Origin of the sequence: Nocardia sp. FBN12 (assembly GCF_050320175.1) — a bacterium.
Classification (GTDB): Bacteria; Actinomycetota; Actinomycetes; order Mycobacteriales; family Mycobacteriaceae; genus Nocardia.
In genome coordinates this window covers 5,340,847-5,356,647 of record NZ_CP190048.1, presented here as the reverse complement: position 1 = coordinate 5,356,647, position 15,801 = coordinate 5,340,847, and the positions used below count along the sequence as shown (strand labels likewise).

The window sequence follows — 15,801 nt, the reverse complement described above, 5'->3', positions numbered from 1 at the left end:
CGCACCGATGACTTTCCGGCGATGGGGTCGTCTTCATGAGTGCAGCCGCGCAGTCACCGATGAGGAGCGCTCATGGAACCGCAGTTCGATTTCGACCCCGCCGCCCGGTCGCTTGCCGCGGTCGTCGACGGCATCTCCGACGATCAGCTCGCCGACCCGACGCCGTGTGCCGAGTCCACGGTGCGTGATCTGCTCGCCCATGTGGTCGGGCTGACCGAGGCTTTCCGGCAGGCCGCGACCAAGGAGTCGGTCGGTCACTCGACCCCGCCGCCCAGCGGTTCCGACAGCCCACTTCCCGACGACTGGCGCACCCGCATCGCCGCGCAGCTCGAGACGCTGACGTCGGTGTGGCGCGTGGCCGAGGCGTGGGACGGCGACACCGAGGCCGGTGGCGTCGAACTGCCTGCCGCTGTCATGGCGATCGTCGCGCTCGACGAGATCGTCATTCACGCGTGGGATCTCGCTGCCGCGACCGGTCAGCAGTTGACCGTGGTACCGGCGGACCTGGTGATCCTGCACGAATTCCTGCGCGAAACCGATCCGGCCGGCACGCCCGGCCTGTTCGGTCCGGTCGTCGAGGTCCCGGCCGACGCACCCGCGCTCGACCGCCTGCTCGCCCTCACCGGCCGCGACCCGGCCTGGCGTTCGGCCACCGTCGCGTAGCATCCCGCGCGGCAGTCTCGCCTCGCGTTCAGTCGCCGTGGCCGTCGGCGGCGATGACGAATGTCCCCGCGGCGGTGGCGATGGCGGCGGCTCTGGCCGATCGGTCGGCGATGTCGTCGTCGATGGGATCGCCGCTGGCCAGTAATCGGTAGTAGAGCGGCGCGGAGACGGCGGAGAGAACGGCGCGTGGGTCGGTGCCGACCGGTGCCTCGCCGCGGATGACGGCCTCCTCGACGCACGGCGCCCACTCGTTGAGCCGGGTGTCGTAGAACGTATGCAGCGCGGCGGCTGTGGCATCGTCGCAGGTGGCGGCGGCGATGACGGCGCGGAAGAGGTTGCTCTGGCGGCCGTCGGCAAGGGTCTTCGCGACCAGTCTGGCGTTGGCCGTCAGGTCGTCGAGTAGCGAGCCGGTATCGGCGCGGGGCAGCGACTGCTCGGCCATGTCGACGAGCAGATCGGCGACCAAGCCGGCGGGCGTGCGCCAACGGCGGTAGACGGTGGTCTTGCCGACCCCGGCGCCGGTGGCGACCTCGGTCAGGTCCAGATGCGCGAAGCCGCGGTCGGCCAGCAGATCGCCTGCCACTTCGAGTACGGATTCGCGCACCCTGGCAGTGCGCCCACCAGGGCGAACAGATCCAGGCCAGGCGATATCGTGATCCATAACGGAACTCCTGTTTCATTTAGCGCGGATCGGGTGTACTGTCGGTCGTGTTAACGAAACTATAGACCCTTTAGGAGCTCTCATGGAATACCGGCGGCTCGGCGCATCTGGTCTTCTCGTTCCGGCACTCGGCTTCGGCGCAGGCACTTTCGGCGGCCGCGGCGCGCTGTTCAGCGCGTGGGGCGATACCGATGCCGCGCAGGCCAGGCGCTTGATCGACATCAGCCTGGAGGCCGGTGTCACCCTGTTCGATACGGCCGATGTCTACTCCGACGGTGCGTCGGAGGAAGTGCTCGGCGCGGCGATCAAGGGCAGGCGCGACCAGGTACTGCTGTCGACCAAATCGGCCCTGCCCACCGGCCCCGGCGCGCAGGAAGCGGGATCGGGCCGCGCGAGGCTGATCCGCGCCGTCGACGCCTCACTGCGCCGCCTCGGCACCGACTACCTCGACCTGTTCCAGTTGCACGCCTTCGATGCGGGCACTCCCTTGGGCGAAACCCTCACGGCCCTGAATGATCTCGTGCGGGCTGGCAAGATCCGCTACCTCGGCGTCTCCAACTTCGCCGGCTGGGAGCTGATGAAAACGCTCGCCACCGCCGAGGCGCTCGGCCTGGAAAAGCCGGTGGCGCATCAGGTCTACTACTCGCTGGTCGGTCGCGACTACGAATGGGAACTGATGCCGCTCGGTGCCGACCAGGGTGTCGGGTCCATCATCTGGAGCCCGCTCGGCTGGGGCAGGCTCACCGGCAAAGTCCGTCGCGGACAGCCGCTTCCGGAAGGCAGCCGACTGCACGAGACCGCGCAGGCAGGCCCGCCCGTCGACGACGAACGCCTCTACGACATTGTCGATGTGCTGGATCGGATCGCTGCCGAAACAGGACGCAGCGTCCCGCAGATCTCCCTGAACTGGCTGCTCACCCGGCCCACGGTGGCCACCGTGTTGATCGGTGCGCGCAACGAGGAGCAGTTACGCCAGAATCTCGGTGCTGTCGGTTGGCAGCTCGAGCCCGAGCATCTGGCCGCCCTCGACGCCGCGAGCGTGACCACGCCGCCGTACCCCTACTACCCGTATCACCGGCTGGCCGACTTCGCCCGGCTCAACCCGCCGGCGATCCGCGCGGCCTGATCAGGCTCGGTCTCAGTACACGTCGCGCACGTATCGCTTCTCGGCAACGAGTTGCTTCTTGAAGGCCAGCGCGCCTGCCTCGTCCAGCTTTCCGTGGATCTGGGCGATGCGTAGCAGGGTGTCGTCGACATCCTTCGCCATCCGGGCGGCGTCACCGCAGACGTAGAAGTGACCGCCGTCGCGCAGCCACGACCACAGCTCGGCGCCGTGCTCGATCATCCGGTGCTGGACATAGACCCGCTCGCGCTGATCGCGGGAGAAGGCCAGGTCGAGGCGGGTGAGGAAGCCGGAACGGAACATGTCCTCGAGCTCGGCGCGGTAGTAGAAGTTCTGGGCGGCGTGCTGGTCGCCGAAGAACAACCAGTTGCGGCCGGTCGCGCCGATGGCCCGCCGCTCGTGCAGGAACCCGCGGAAAGGAGCGATACCCGTGCCCGGTCCCACCATGATCATCGGGGCATTCGGGTCAAGCGGCGGACGGAAATGCGGTGCCCGCTGCAGAAAGATCGGCACTTCGGTGGTGCCACGGTCGGCCAGGAACGTCGAACACACGCCACCTCGACGCGACGAGGTACCCACCGGGTCGCCGTAGCGGACGACGCCGACGGTCAACTGCACCTCGTCCGGGGTGGTCAACGGGCTCGAGGAGATCGAATATTGGCGTGGCTGCAGCTTTTTCAGTGCACCTAGCCAGTCGACGAGATCGGTGCGCACCGGGAAGTCGCGCAGCACATCGACGGCCTGGCGGTCCCACAGGTAGGAGGCGAGTTCATTACGGTTGTCGCGGCGCAGCAGCTTGGCCAGCTGCGGGTGCGGGTTGCGCTCGCCGATGAAGCCGAGCAGATCCTGACTCACCTTGGTGATGTCGTAGTGCGTGCGCAGTGCATCGGTGAGCGTGAGTTCGCGGTCGTCGACTTCGATCATCCGCCTGCCGTCGAGGCCCGTGCAGGCGAGCCATTCGGCGACCAGGTCGGGGCAATTGGCGGGCAGCACGCCCAGCGAATCGCCCACTTCGTAGCCGGCATCGAGATCGTGGAGGTCGAAACCGAAGCGCCGCACCTCTTTCGGTGAGCCGGGTGCGCTGAGAATCTCGTTGCGCATCAGGGTGGCGCGGACCGGGGACTGGCGGGTGAACGGCGCGGCGGTGGCGCGTTTCGCTCGGGAAGTGGCCGGTGCGAGTTGCCGGTCGAGCACGGTGGCACCGCCGCGGCCGACGGGCGATGGCATCGGGTGCTCCGAATTCGTGTGCGGGGCAACACTATCGACACCATCGGGGAAGAAGCTGCTCGAAGCGCCCGTCGGCACACCGTCGCGACCGTGTCGAGCACCGTCCGGCGACGTCATGCGGCCCAGCGCAGCGCCGCCCGGCGAGCCATCGCGACCTTGTGCACCACCCGGGGTGGTGCTGCCGGCGGGGGATCCGCTGGTGATCGCGGCGAGGACATCATCGAGCCACTGATCGGCGGTGTCGGCGAAATCGGGTTCGCTGTCCACTCGTGGTAGCAGCCGCTTCGCACCACGTTCGGCGAACAGGGTGTCGAGCTTGCGGCCGTGGCCGCAGAAGTCGTCGTAGGAGGAGTCACCGAGCGCGAACACCGCGTAGCGAACACCGTTGAGGCGAATGATGCTGTCTTCGAGCCTGGTCCAGAAGTCGGCACCGTTGTCCGGCGGCCCGCCGTCACCGAAGGTGCTGGTCACGATGAGTACGTCACCGGCGATCGAGGTCAGCTCGCACGAATCCATATCGAGCAACGAGGGTGTGAGGCCTGCTTCCGCGAGCCGGGCCGCGATGGTGGCGGCCAGTTCCTCGGCGTTGCCGGTCTGGGAGGCCCACAGCACGGTGACGGGCTGGGGGGCGGGGATGTCGGTGGATTCGGCGCCGGCGCCGACATTGCGGGAGTACATGCCTGCCAGCAGGCCGTCGACCCACAGTCGCGACTGTGTCGACAGCGGTGCGCTCACCGGCAGCACGGGCTGCCCGGTCACCGGCAGGGTCTGTAATGCGGCGAGGTAGCCGCCGAGATAGATGCGCTCGGTTTCGCTGAGCGTAGGTGAGGTGCCGGCGTCGAGGCCGAGTATCCCGGCCAGCGGGTGCGCGGCCGGTTGCGCGGGCAGCTGTGCGGGTTGCGAGGGCGCTTGCTCGGCGACAGCCGCCGGGCCGACCCGGCGCAGCGCCACCGCGCAGGCCTTGAATTCCGGCTGCAACGAGGCCGGATCCACCGCGTCATTGGTAACCGCGTTGATCGTCAGATATTCGCCCTGTTCGTCATTCCAGTGGAAAGGAGCAAAACAATCACCAGGTCGCACCCGGTCGCTGATCCGCACCGGCAACACAGCACGGCCACGGCGCGACGCGATCTCGAGCTGATCGCCCGGCTTCAGATCGAGCCGTTCGGCATCGGTGGGATGCACTTCGACGAACGGCTCGCCGGTCAGCTTCGTCAGCTTGGCGACCTTGCCCGTCTTCGTCATCGTGTGCCACTGATGTTGCAGCCGACCGGTATTGAGCAGGAACGGGTAGTCGTCGTCGGGCAGTTCGGCGGCGGGCAGATGCGGTCGGGGGAAGAACATCGCGCGCCTGCTCGGCGTGGCGAACGCGAGGCGCGGCGTCGTGCCGTCGGCTGCCACGTGCAGCGGCTGGTGCGTGCCGTCGTTGAGGTAGCGGATCGGGTTGCGGGGTGTGTCGGCGTCGTTGCACGGCCACTGCATCGGGCCGTCCGCCAGGCGCTCGTAGCTCATGCCGCTCAGGTCGTAGCCGGTGGCCGGATTGGTGAACTGCCGCAACTCGGCGAAAACCTCAGCACTGGAGCCGAATTCGAAGCCGGAGAAGCCCATGGCGGTGGCAACCTGGGCGACCAGCAGCCAGTCCGGCCGCGCGTCGCCGATCGGGTCGACCGACTGTTGGAGCAGGGTGACGTTTCGCTCCGAATTCACCATCACCGCATCGGTTTCGGCCCACAGCGCGGCGGGCAGCAACAGATCGGCGTACGCATTGGTCGCGGTCTCGGCGTAGGCGTCCTGCACGACGACGAACTCGGCCGCCTCGAGGCCGGCGATCACGGTCTTGCGATTGGCAACCGTGGCAACGGGATTGGTGCAGATGATCCACGCGGCCTTGATCTCGCCGTCGGCCAGTCCGCGGAACATGTCGATGGTGCCCGGCCCCGCCTCGGTGCGCAGGGTGCCCTCGGGCAGGTCCCAGGCCGTTTCGACGAAGGTGCGGTCGGCGGGGGAGAGCAGGCTGCGCTGCCCGGGCAGGCCGGGGCCCATGTAGCCCATTTCGCGACCGCCCATGGCGTTGGGCTGGCCGGTGAGCGAGAAGGGCCCACTGCCCGGTCGGCAGATGGTGCCGGTCGCCAGGTGCAGGTTCACCAGGGCGTTGGTGTTCCAGGTCCCGTGCGTCGACTGATTGAGTCCCATCGTCCACAGCGACATCCACTCGCCCGCCTCGGCGATCATCGTGGCCGCGGTGCGGATATCGGTCTCGGCCAGGCCGGTCAGTTCGGCGACGCGGGCCGGCGGATAGTCGGCGAGGAACTCGGGCATCGCGTCCCAGCCCTCGGTGTGCTCGGCGATGAACCCGGTGTCGATCGCACCGTCGGCTACCAGCAGGTGCAGCAGCCCGTTGAGCAGGGCGAGGTCGGTTCCCGGTGCGATCTGCAGGAACAGGTCGGCGCGGGCGGCGGTATCGGTGCGGCGTGGGTCGACCACGATCAGCTTGGCGCCTGCCTTGAGCCGCTCGGCCATGCGCAGGTACAGGATCGGGTGACAGTCGGCCATGTTCGCGCCGCTGACCAGGAACAGGTCGGCGTGTTCGAAGTCGTCATAGGAGCCGGGCGGGCCGTCCGCGCCGAGCGACTGTTTGTAGCCGGTGCCCGCGCTGGCCATGCACAGGCGCGAGTTGGCTTCGATGTGTTTGGTCCGCAGGTAGCCCTTGGCCAGTTTGGTGGCCAGGTACTGGGCTTCCAGCGACATCTGCCCGGAGACGTAGACGGCGATCGCGTCGGGGCCGTGCTCGTCGAGGATCGCGCGCAGGCGGCTGGCGGTCTCGTGCACGGCCTCGTCGACCGGCAGCGGAACCGGGACCTGACCGCGTTCGGGGCGCCGGTAGGCGGTGTCCATCCGGCCGGGTGCGGCCATCATCTCCGCGTGGGTGGCGCCCTTGGTGCACAGCCTGCCCGCGTTCGCCGGATGCAGCTTGTCGCCGCTGACCTTCGCGATCACCCGCGCACCAGACTGATCAGTCTTTGTCTGGACGTTTATGCCGCAGCCGACGCCACAGTACGAGCACTGTGTACGCACAGTGTCCGTGCCGCGGCCGTCCGCTTCCCCTGTCATGACTCGATCATCCGCATTGGTCGTTGCGCTCGATTTACCGAACGTTATGTCCAGGTGACAATCGACCTCACACGTCAAAATTTCGACGGTGAGGGTACGGCCCGAATATCGCCCCTGATCAGGGCGCATTCAGGGCTGCGGGCACGCATTCGCGGTCGGGCCGGGGTGACCGGACTCACGCCGGCCGGCAGCGGTGTTTCAGCCCAATTTGTAGCCGCGGTGCAGAGCCACCACACCACCGGTGAGGTCACGCCACTGCACCGAGTCCCAGCCGGCGTCCGCGATCCGGCGGGCGAGCCTGCGCTGGTTCGGCCAGGCACGGATCGACTCGGCCAGGTACACGTACGCGTCCGGGTTCGAGCTCACCGCTTGCGCTACTCGCGGCAGCGCCTTCATCAGGTACTCCATGTACACGGTGCGGAACGGCCCGAACACCGGCGTGGAGAACTCACAGACCACCACCCGGCCGCCGGGCTTGGTCACCCGCAGCATCTCGCGCAGTGCCACATCGATATCGGCGACATTGCGCAGCCCGAACGAGATGGTCACCGCGTCGAACGAATCGTCGGCGAACGGCAGCGCCATCGCATCGCCCGCCACCATCGGCACCTGCCGGAACCGGCCTGCCGCCAGCATGCCCTGCGAGAAGTCGGCCGCGACGCACCAGGCACCGGACTTGCCGAGTTCCACGGTCGAGACGCCGGTACCCGCGGCGAGGTCGAGGACCCGTTCGCCGGGACGCAGCCCGAGAGCACGTCGCGTCGCCCACCGCCAGTACCGATCCTGGCCACCGGAGATGACCGTATTGGTGAGGTCGTAGCGCTTCGCCACACCGTCGAACATCGACGCGACCTCGTGGGGTTGCTTGTCCAGCGAAGCCCGAATCGGTTCTCGCTGCTCTGTTGTCGCCACGAACCGAGCTTAGAGTTCTTTCGCCGCGATAGCGCGGGTGGGATTCGCCACTCAGGCCGTGCGCGGCAATCGCTCGCGCATCCCGGTGACGTCGGCATAGTGGCCCATCAGCTCGGTGCAGATCGCGGGCCAGGTGCGGTGCAGTACCGACTTGCGTGCCGCCGTCGCGAACAAGCCGCGCTGCCCCGCGTCACGCAGGGCCGACACCGCGCTCGGCAGCAACTCCGCGAACCGGTCGACCGGCAGCAGATACCCGTTGCGGCAATGCGAGATCAGATCCCGTGGCCCTCCCGCGTCGGGTCCGATCACCGGCACACCCGAGGACAGCGCTTCCTGCACGCCCTGACAGAAGGTCTCGTGCTCGCCGGGGTGCACCATCACGTCCAGGCTGGCGTAGTGCGTCGCCAGCTCGCTGCCACCCAGCTCGCCCGTGAACACCGCGTCCGGCATCAGCCTGCGCAGCCGGGCCCGTTCCGGCCCGTCGCCCACCACGACGAGCTGGATCGACGGGTCGCCGGCCAGCGCGGCCAGGCGCTCCACGTGCTTTTCCGGTGCGAGCCTGCCCACGAACCCGACGACGAGCCGGTCGCTGGACCCCAGCCAGCTCGCCCGCAACTCGGCACTGCGCGCGGCCGGGTTGAACCGGGCGATGTCCACGCCGCGCCCCCAACGGTGCACCCGGGGAATCCCGTGTTCGGCCAGGTCGTGCGCGGCTGCCGACGACGGTGCCAGCGTGCGGGTAGCGCCCTCGTGGATCCGGCGCGTCCACGCCCAAGCGGCCCGTGCGGCCAACCCGAGCCCATAGCTCTTGGCGAACCCGGCCACATCGGTCTGATACACCGCGACCGTCGGCAGATCCAATCGCGTCGCCGCGGCGAGCCCACCCGCACCGAGCAGGAACGGCGAAGCCAGATGCACCACATCGGGATCGAAAGCGGCGATGGCGGCGGTTATCCCCGGTTGCGGCAGACCCACGGGCAGCGAACTCACCTTCGGCACCATCATCGCGGGCACTCGGTGCACCGGGAAGCGGCCGTGGAAACGCGGTGCGGGTGGGGCGCCGCGCAGAGAATCGGGCGCCACGATCATCGCGTCGTGACCGTGCTGGTCCAGGTGGTCCAACACCCGCAGCACGGAGTTGACGACGCCGTTCATGTTCGGCAGGAAAGACTCCGAGACGATGGCTACGCGCACACTCTCAGGGTGACCGCCACACCGCGCGCCACACCCACACCGACGTGAAGCCGGGACGAACAGCAAACGAAGTTACAGCTCGCGCTGCTTGCGGCGCACGATCCACAGCACCGGCAGGGCCAGCGCCCAGGCCACGACGATCACCGAGGCCGCCGGGACGATCGCCACCCGGGCGTCGCGCCCCGCCACCCGGACCAGGTCGGGATCACGTGTGCTGTACTCCACGTTGATCCGCTGACCAGCGGTCAGATTCGTCGGATACAGGATGCCGACCTTCGGATTGTGGGTCACGCTGTCGGGCGTCACGTAGATCACCGCCGAGCGCAAACGACCCGCGGAAAGAACCTCGCCGGAGGTGACGCCACGATGCCGCTCGATCTCGAAATCGTTGCGCCAGGCCGCGAGTACCAGCAACACCATCAGCACACTGACCACGGTCGCCGCCCCGACCACCCACGCCCGAACCCGCCGCAGGCGCTTGCTCCGCCGCTCCGACAGGCTGGTTTCCGACACCCGCCACACAGTACCGGCTGTATTTTCGGCGGCGGGTGCCGCGGGTTCTCGGCCGATCAGCCTGCCGCAGCCCGGGGCGACGAATCCGCCTACCATTCCCGTCATGTCCCGCAAATTCAGCTTCACCGTGCCCTACACCGTCCCGGTCGAAGAGCTTCACCGGGCACTTGTCGATGACGCGGTCTGGCAGGCGCGTTTCGCCGGCGCCGAGACCGCGACCATCGAACTCTCCCATCCCGACGGCCCCGGCTCGATTACCATCCAGATGACCGAAACCCCAGGTAAGGACAAGGTTCCCGCGCTCGTCCGCAAGGTGCTCAAGAGCGATCTGGTCCTGGTCCGCACCGACAACTGGCAGCCACTGGCAGGCGAGATCGCCAAGGGCAGCTTCACCGGCAACACCAGCGGTATCACCACCGAGATGTCGGGCACCTATGAACTGCGCCCCACCGCCGAGGGCAGCGAGATCGAGGTCGTCGGCACGGTCAAGGTGAAGGTTCCGCTGGTCGGCGGCGCCATCGAGCCGCTGGCCGAACAGTTGCACCAGCGCGTCCTCAACAGCGAACGCAAGTTCATCGAGAACTGGTTCGCCAAGCTCTGAGCCGGCAGCGACGGGTGCCGCTTCACGGAGCGGCACCCGCGCGTCAGCCGCGGTTCTCGACCAGCACCAGCCAGTTGCCCGAGTTGTCGCGAATGATCGCCTCGGTGCCGTAAGGACGTTCGGACGGCGGCTGGATGAACTCGACCCCCTTCGCGGTGAGTTCCTCGTAGGTCTTCTGGCAGTCGGCGGTGCGCAGCCCGAGGGCGCCGTGGGTGCCGTCGGCCAGCGCCCGCCGGATCGCGTCGGCGAGGTCGTCGGTGAGCGGCGGCCCCGGAATCATCAGGGTGACCTCGAGCTCGCGGTGATCGGGGTGGGCGATGCTGACCCACCGGAACCCGTTGTCGCCCATGCTCACGTCCGCGGTCTCGACGAATCCGAGCTTGTCGATGTACCACTGCTTGGCGGCATCCTGATCGGTGACGTACACGGTGACCAGGGAAACGTTCGTAATCGGTGTCATGGTTGCAGGCTATGGCCGCCCGGTGCCATCCGGCTTCTCCGAAATTGCGGTGTCGTGGCGGACACGGTCGGACAGCCCGTGCATAAAGACGTAGCAGCCCGGAATATGCGGCGCCCCGTCGGCGAATTTCGCCTGATACTCGCTTGGTGTCACCCCGACGAGCTGCCGGAACTTGGCGCTGAACGAGCCGAGGCTCGAATACCCGACCAGCATGCACACCTCGGTGACGGTCAGATTGGTCGACCGCAACAGATCCTGCGCCCGCTCGATCCGGCGCTCGGCCAGATACACAGCCGGCGTGCGCCCGTACACCGCGGCGAACGCGCGCAGGAAGTGGTACTTGGAAACACCCGCGGCACGGGCGAGTGCGTCGAGGTCGAGCGGGTCGGCATACTGCCGATCGACCAGGTCACGGGCCTTACGCAGATGCGGCAGCAGTGCCAGCACCGGACGACGACCTGTCGCGCTCATCGCTTCACGCTGTCCGCCGACGCGACCTGGCTGCAGTCACGGGGAGACGGAGGAGAAGGGCGGGAGTTCGTCCGCGCGCAGCGAAGCTCGTCCCGCCGCGCGCCAGGCGCGGGCCGTGAGGTCGAGGTCCTCGTCGGTCACCAGATTGCCCATGACGCGAACCGCCGTGCGCTGCAGATACTTCGAGCGCATCACCGGCGGCCCACCGAGCGGGACCATCCTCGGCTGGGTGGCCAGGCCCGCGAGCCTGCGCGCCACCGAGAAGGTGCGGCCGTAGTGGTCGCGCAGCAGTTGCGGCCACACCCGGGTCAGATCGGGCTCGTCGAGCAGGTCCGCGAGCATGTGCCCGCCTTCCAGCCCGTAGTCGATGCCTTCGCCGTTCAACGGGTTCACGCAGCCCGCGGCGTCCCCGACCAGCACCCAGTTCGGGCCCGCCACGTTCGAGACCGCGCCGCCCATCGGCAGCAGCGCCGAGGCCACCGCGCGCAGTTCGCCCTCGAGTTCCCATTCCTCGCGGCGCAGCCGGGTGTAGTGCTCGAGCAGCGGCTTGAGCGCGACGTGCGAGGGCCGCGCCTCGGTGGCCAGCGAGCCGACGCCGATGTTCACCTCACCGTTGCCGAGCGGGAAGATCCAGCCGTAACCGGGGACGAGCTCGTCGGCGGCGTTGCGCAGTTCCAGGTGCGAGGAAATCCACTGGTCGTCGCTACGGCCGGACTTGATGTAGGCGCGCGCCGCCGTACCGTAGGCGTAGCGGCGATGCCAGGTGCGGCCCAACTGCTTTCCGATGGGGGAGCGCACGCCGTCGGCCACCACCAACACCCGGCAGCGCACCGTGTGGGTGTGCTCGCCGATGCGCACCGTCACCCCGGTGACCCGCTCGCCCTCGCGCAGCACCTCGGTGACCTTCGCGCCGTCGACCATCCGCGCACCGGACTTGATCGCGGTCTCGCGCAGCTTGTCGTCGAGTTCGGTTCGTGGAACGGCACTTCCGTAGGTAGGGAACGACCCGCCCGGCCACGGCAGCAGCGATTCCCTGCCGAAACCCGCCATCCGCAGGCCGTGGTTCACCGTGTGCGCGCGCAACCACTCGCCCAGACCCAGATGCTCCAGCTCGGCGGTGGCGCGCGGCGTCAGCCCGTCGCCGCAGGTCTTGTCGCGCGGGAAAACCGCCGAATCGAGCAGCAGCACATCGCGTCCGGCGCGCGCGGCCCACGCCGCCGACGCGGAACCGGCGGGCCCTGCCCCCACCACCAGTACCTCGACGGCGGCAGGCAGCGGAGCACGGTCGGCAGGGGTGAGATCCGGTGAACCCATGGCTCAATACTGGCACTGTCGGCCGCTGTGCGAGAGTGTCGGGTACACCGGGAATAGTCACTGTGTGACGGGGTTCATCGGCCATAGTGCCGGGACACGCTAGGTTGCTACCCGTCGGGGTCGGACGCATCGCTGGGAGAAGATAATGAGCACATCGGCTGTGAGCGACGAAAGCACCGTGGTTGCCGGGGTAGATCTCGTCGATCCCGAACTCGCCGTCACCGTGCGCGACGGACTGGCCGCGGTCGAGAAACTGCTCGTCGACGAACTCTCCGACGGCGAGGAATTCCTCCAGGAGGCGGCGCTGCACCTGGCCAGGGCGGGCGGCAAGCGGTTCCGGCCGCTGTTCACCGTGCTCACCGGCCAGCTCGGACCGAATCCCACCGACCCGGCGCTGGTCACCGCGGGCACGGTCGTCGAACTCGTGCACCTCGCGACCCTCTACCACGACGACGTCATGGACGAGGCGACCCAGCGTCGCGGCGCGGAGAGCGTCAACTCGCGGTGGGGTAACAACATCGCGATCCTGGCGGGCGACTATCTGTTCGCTCATGCCTCGCGCCTGACCTCCACCCTCGGCCCCGACGCGGTCCGCATCATCGCCGAGACCTTCGCCGAGCTGGTCACCGGCCAGATGCGGGAAACCATGGGCGCCAAGCAGACCCAGGATCCCGTCGAGCACTACCTGCGCGTGGTGTGGGAGAAGACCGGCTCGCTCATCGCCGCCGCGGGCCGCTTCGGCGGCACCTTCTCCGGCGCGGGCCCCGAGCATGTCGAGCGACTGGCCCGGCTCGGTGACGCGGTCGGCACCGCCTTCCAGATCTCCGACGACATCATCGATATCTCGTCCTCCGCCGAGCAGTCGGGCAAGACCCCTGGCACCGACCTGCGCGAAGGCGTGCACACCCTGCCGGTGCTCTACGCGCTGCGCGAGACCGGCGCCGACGGCGACCGCCTGCGCACCCTGCTGGCTCACCCACTGCAAACCGACGCCGAGGTCGACGAAGCACTCGAGCTGCTGCGCCGCTCACCCGGCATGGCACTGGCCAAGGAAAAGCTCGCCGAATACGCCGATCTCGCCGACACCGAACTCGCGGCCCTGCCCGCGGGTCCTGCCAACGACGCCCTCACCCGCCTGGTCCGCTACACCATCGAGCGGGTCGGCTGAGGAGGAACTTTCAGGGCGAGATTCGCGTTTCTCCTGCATGCCCAATGGGATCAAAACGTTCGGTTTGATGGTCGGGATGTCGGCGTTGATCGTCGCCATCGGGGCCATGTTCCGCAGCCCGACGATCCTGCTCATCTCGATTGTGCTGGCCGTCGGCATGAACGCCTACGCCTACTTCAACAGCGACAAACTGGCGTTGAAGTCGATGCACGCGCAACCGGTGAGCGAACTGGAGGCGCCGGTCATGTACCGGATCGTGCGCGAGCTCGCGACGATGGCGCGCCAGCCGATGCCGCGGCTCTACATCAGTCCGACCAGCGCCCCCAACGCGTTCGCGACCGGCCGCAATCCCCGACACGCGGCGGTCTGCTGTACCAGCGGCATCCTGCAACTGCTCGATGAACGTGAGCTGCGCGCGGTGCTCGGCCACGAGCTGTCTCACGTCTACAACCGCGACATCCTGATCTCGTCGGTGGCGGGCGCGATGGCCTCGGTCATCACCGGCCTGGCGAATATGGCGTTCTTCGCGAGCTCGTTCGGCAACCGCGACGGAAACGGCCCGAACATCATCGGTGTGCTGCTGGTCTCACTGCTCGGTCCGATTGCCGCAGGTCTGATCAAGATGGCGGTCTCGCGATCACGGGAGTTCCAAGCCGACCGATCCGGCGCCGAACTCACCGGCGATCCACTGGCCTTGGCCTCGGCCCTGCGCAAGATCGAACGCGGCGTCCAGGTGGCTCCGCTCCCGCCCGATCCCAAGATCACCAGCGAATCGCACCTGATGATCGCCAACCCGTTCCGTGCCGGCGATCGCGTCGCCCGGTGGTACTCCACCCACCCCCCGATGGACGAACGCATCAAGCGCCTCGAAGACCTGGCCAGGGGCGACACCCATCAGCACTGAGTGCCGCCCGACGACCGCCTAGCGGTAGTTCACGAACTGCAGGGCGATGCCGAAATCCTCGCCCTTGAGCAGCGAGATCACTTCCTGCAGATCATCACGCTTCTTGCTGCTGACCCGCAGCTCCTCACCCTGGATCTGCGCCTTCACGCCCTTGGGGCCCTCGTCGCGGATCTTCTTGGAGATCTTCTTCGCCTTCTCGGTGTCGATGCCCTGCACCAGCGTGCCGGTAATCTTGAACACCTTCCCCGACGGCTGCGCCTCGCCGGCATCGAATGCCTTCAGCGAGATATCGCGCCGGATCAGCTTCTCCTTGAAGACGTCGAGCGCGGCCTGTACCCGCTCCTCGGCATTGGCGGTCAGCACGATGGCTTCCTCGCCCGACCACGCGATCGACGCATCGGTGCCCTTGAAGTCGTAGCGCGAGTTCAGCTCCTTCTCGGCCTGATGCAGAGCGTTGTCGACCTCCTGACGATCGACCTTGCTCACGACGTCGAATGACGAATCAGCCACACTGCGCTCCTGTCCTGTGAAGGTCCGGCGAACCCCGGGGCCGGTTGTACCCGGCCATCGAGACAGTTGTACCCGCATAGGGGGTCAACCGGTGCTCGCAGGGGGTCTGTGCAGGCGTTTTGATAGTCCGGGTGGGTACGTTGTAAGCTGCTCAGCGCACCGGAAACGGCGCATACGGCAGATTGCCCGAGCGGCCAATGGGAGCGGACTGTAAATCCGTCGGCTTATGCCTACGTAGGTTCGAATCCTACATCTGCCACATCGAACCCCCGTCGATCATGAAGATCGGCGGGGGTTCCTTGGTTTGTGGGCTGTGCCGACGCGCATCGCGGGTAGCCTTGACGTGAGCCTGGCGGATCCAGGGGATTGAAACCCCCTGAAAACGGCCCTTGAGCTGCCGATTTGGTGCTCTGGGCGAGGAGTGTGTAATCTCGTTCAGGACGCCGGAGCACGGGGTCACGCTGATCGGCTTGCCGATACAGACTCTGTGCCACGTTGTCATGCCCCCTTAGCTCAGTCGGTAGAGCGTTTCCATGGTAAGGAAAAGGTCAACGGTTCGATTCCGTTAGGGGGCTCGCCGGATTGCCGGTGGTGAGCGGCTTACCGCGGCATCATCGGGATATTAGTCCGCCGTGGCGGTGTAGCTCAGTTGGTAGAGCAAACGACTCATAATCGTTGTGTCGCCGGTTCAAGTCCGGCCATCGCTACCAATTTCAACTCAGCCCAGACCGGAAAGAAGGCAAATCGTGGCCGCGAAGTCCACCGATGTCCGGCCAAAGATCACCTTGGCCTGCGACGAGTGCAAGCACCGCAACTACATCACCAAGAAGAACCGGCGTAACGACCCGGATCGCCTCGAGCTGAAGAAGTTCTGCCCGAACTGCGGAACTCACCGGGCGCACCGCGAGTCGCGCTAGTTTTCACCAGCATTTGCCGAAGGCCGGACGAGAGTCCGGCCTTTGTGCTTTT

15 protein-coding genes and 3 tRNA genes are annotated in these 15,801 nt (G+C 67.4%); 9 read left to right on the top strand and 9 right to left on the bottom strand.

The genetic code is table 11. The annotated features are described in order from the left end of the window. Nucleotides 1-72 precede the first annotated feature (72 nt). Complete coding sequence (locus ACQHI0_RS25160) at nt 73-663, top strand: TIGR03086 family metal-binding protein (protein ID WP_427904267.1); 591 nt, start codon at nt 73-75, stop codon at nt 661-663. A 28-nt stretch (nt 664-691) separates the two neighbouring features. Here ACQHI0_RS25160 and ACQHI0_RS25155 read toward each other — a convergent pair whose 3' ends face one another. Continuing rightward, nucleotides 692-1,324, bottom strand: a complete 633-nt coding sequence (locus ACQHI0_RS25155; protein ID WP_427904266.1) for a TetR/AcrR family transcriptional regulator C-terminal ligand-binding domain-containing protein — start codon at nt 1,322-1,324, stop codon at nt 692-694. 82 nt (nt 1,325-1,406) lie between these two features. Here ACQHI0_RS25155 and ACQHI0_RS25150 point away from each other — a divergent pair, with 82 nt between their 5' ends. Further along, the gene (locus tag ACQHI0_RS25150; protein ID WP_427904265.1) at nt 1,407-2,450 is read left to right on the top strand and encodes an aldo/keto reductase; all 1,044 of its coding nucleotides are present in this window, start codon (nt 1,407-1,409) and stop codon (nt 2,448-2,450) included. 12 nt (nt 2,451-2,462) lie between these two features. On the opposite strand, the gene ACQHI0_RS25145 is transcribed toward ACQHI0_RS25150, so the two are convergent. The 4 genes from ACQHI0_RS25145 to ACQHI0_RS25130 all read right to left on the bottom strand — a co-directional run bounded on the left by ACQHI0_RS25145 (nt 2,463) and on the right by ACQHI0_RS25130 (nt 9,404). After that, entirely contained in the window at nt 2,463-6,785 is a 4,323-nt protein-coding gene (locus tag ACQHI0_RS25145) for a molybdopterin-dependent oxidoreductase (protein ID WP_427904264.1), read from the bottom strand. A 198-nt stretch (nt 6,786-6,983) separates the two neighbouring features. Further along, complete coding sequence (locus ACQHI0_RS25140; protein WP_266293685.1) at nt 6,984-7,697, bottom strand: demethylmenaquinone methyltransferase; 714 nt, start codon at nt 7,695-7,697, stop codon at nt 6,984-6,986. Nucleotides 7,698-7,748: 51 nt separating this feature from the next. Further along, nucleotides 7,749-8,891, bottom strand: a complete 1,143-nt coding sequence (locus tag ACQHI0_RS25135) for a glycosyltransferase family 4 protein (protein WP_427904263.1) — start codon at nt 8,889-8,891, stop codon at nt 7,749-7,751. Nucleotides 8,892-8,963: 72 nt separating this feature from the next. Continuing rightward, the gene (locus tag ACQHI0_RS25130) at nt 8,964-9,404 is read right to left on the bottom strand and encodes a DUF3592 domain-containing protein (protein WP_427909288.1); all 441 of its coding nucleotides are present in this window, start codon (nt 9,402-9,404) and stop codon (nt 8,964-8,966) included. A gap of 103 nt (nt 9,405-9,507) precedes the next feature. Between ACQHI0_RS25130 and ACQHI0_RS25125 the strand changes: the two genes are divergently transcribed. Beyond that, a complete protein-coding gene (locus ACQHI0_RS25125; RefSeq protein ID WP_427904262.1) occupies nt 9,508-10,005 on the top strand; it encodes a DUF2505 domain-containing protein in 498 nt (165 codons plus the stop codon). Between the two features lie 43 nt (nt 10,006-10,048). Here the strand turns inward: ACQHI0_RS25125 and ACQHI0_RS25120 are convergent, their stop codons facing one another. Genes ACQHI0_RS25120 through ACQHI0_RS25110 form a run of 3 tightly spaced genes read right to left on the bottom strand, consistent with a single transcriptional unit; the run spans nt 10,049 to nt 12,250 of the window. After that, nucleotides 10,049-10,465, bottom strand: a complete 417-nt coding sequence (locus tag ACQHI0_RS25120; protein WP_427904261.1) for a VOC family protein — start codon at nt 10,463-10,465, stop codon at nt 10,049-10,051. Between the two features lie 9 nt (nt 10,466-10,474). Then, nucleotides 10,475-10,936: a helix-turn-helix transcriptional regulator gene (locus ACQHI0_RS25115; protein ID WP_427904260.1), complete on the bottom strand. Its 462-nt coding sequence runs from the start codon at nt 10,934-10,936 to the stop codon at nt 10,475-10,477. A gap of 36 nt (nt 10,937-10,972) precedes the next feature. Beyond that, a complete protein-coding gene (locus ACQHI0_RS25110; RefSeq protein ID WP_427904259.1) occupies nt 10,973-12,250 on the bottom strand; it encodes a geranylgeranyl reductase family protein in 1,278 nt (425 codons plus the stop codon). Nucleotides 12,251-12,395: 145 nt separating this feature from the next. Between ACQHI0_RS25110 and ACQHI0_RS25105 the strand changes: the two genes are divergently transcribed. Together ACQHI0_RS25105 and htpX are read left to right on the top strand one after the other, a co-directional pair. Further along, nucleotides 12,396-13,418: a polyprenyl synthetase family protein gene (locus tag ACQHI0_RS25105; RefSeq protein ID WP_427904258.1), complete on the top strand. Its 1,023-nt coding sequence runs from the start codon at nt 12,396-12,398 to the stop codon at nt 13,416-13,418. Nucleotides 13,419-13,455: 37 nt separating this feature from the next. Continuing rightward, on the top strand, nt 13,456-14,322 hold the full coding sequence (gene htpX / locus ACQHI0_RS25100) for a zinc metalloprotease HtpX (protein ID WP_427904257.1): 867 nt from the start codon (nt 13,456-13,458) through the stop codon (nt 14,320-14,322). A gap of 18 nt (nt 14,323-14,340) precedes the next feature. On the opposite strand, the gene ACQHI0_RS25095 is transcribed toward htpX, so the two are convergent. Then, complete coding sequence (locus tag ACQHI0_RS25095) at nt 14,341-14,832, bottom strand: YajQ family cyclic di-GMP-binding protein (RefSeq protein ID WP_056814350.1); 492 nt, start codon at nt 14,830-14,832, stop codon at nt 14,341-14,343. A gap of 176 nt (nt 14,833-15,008) precedes the next feature. On the opposite strand from ACQHI0_RS25095, the gene ACQHI0_RS25090 reads away from it, so the two are divergent. The 4 genes from ACQHI0_RS25090 (at nt 15,009) to rpmG (ending at nt 15,749) form a co-directional block, all read left to right on the top strand. Then, nucleotides 15,009-15,091: transfer RNA gene (locus ACQHI0_RS25090), tRNA-Tyr, on the top strand. A gap of 243 nt (nt 15,092-15,334) precedes the next feature. Then, nucleotides 15,335-15,407, top strand: a tRNA-Thr gene (locus tag ACQHI0_RS25085). A 59-nt stretch (nt 15,408-15,466) separates the two neighbouring features. Then, a tRNA-Met gene (locus ACQHI0_RS25080) sits at nt 15,467-15,542 on the top strand. Nucleotides 15,543-15,578: 36 nt separating this feature from the next. Further along, nucleotides 15,579-15,749 (top strand): 50S ribosomal protein L33, encoded by a 171-nt coding sequence (rpmG, locus tag ACQHI0_RS25075; RefSeq protein ID WP_056814348.1) that lies wholly within the window; start codon nt 15,579-15,581, stop codon nt 15,747-15,749. Nucleotides 15,750-15,801 lie beyond the last annotated feature (52 nt).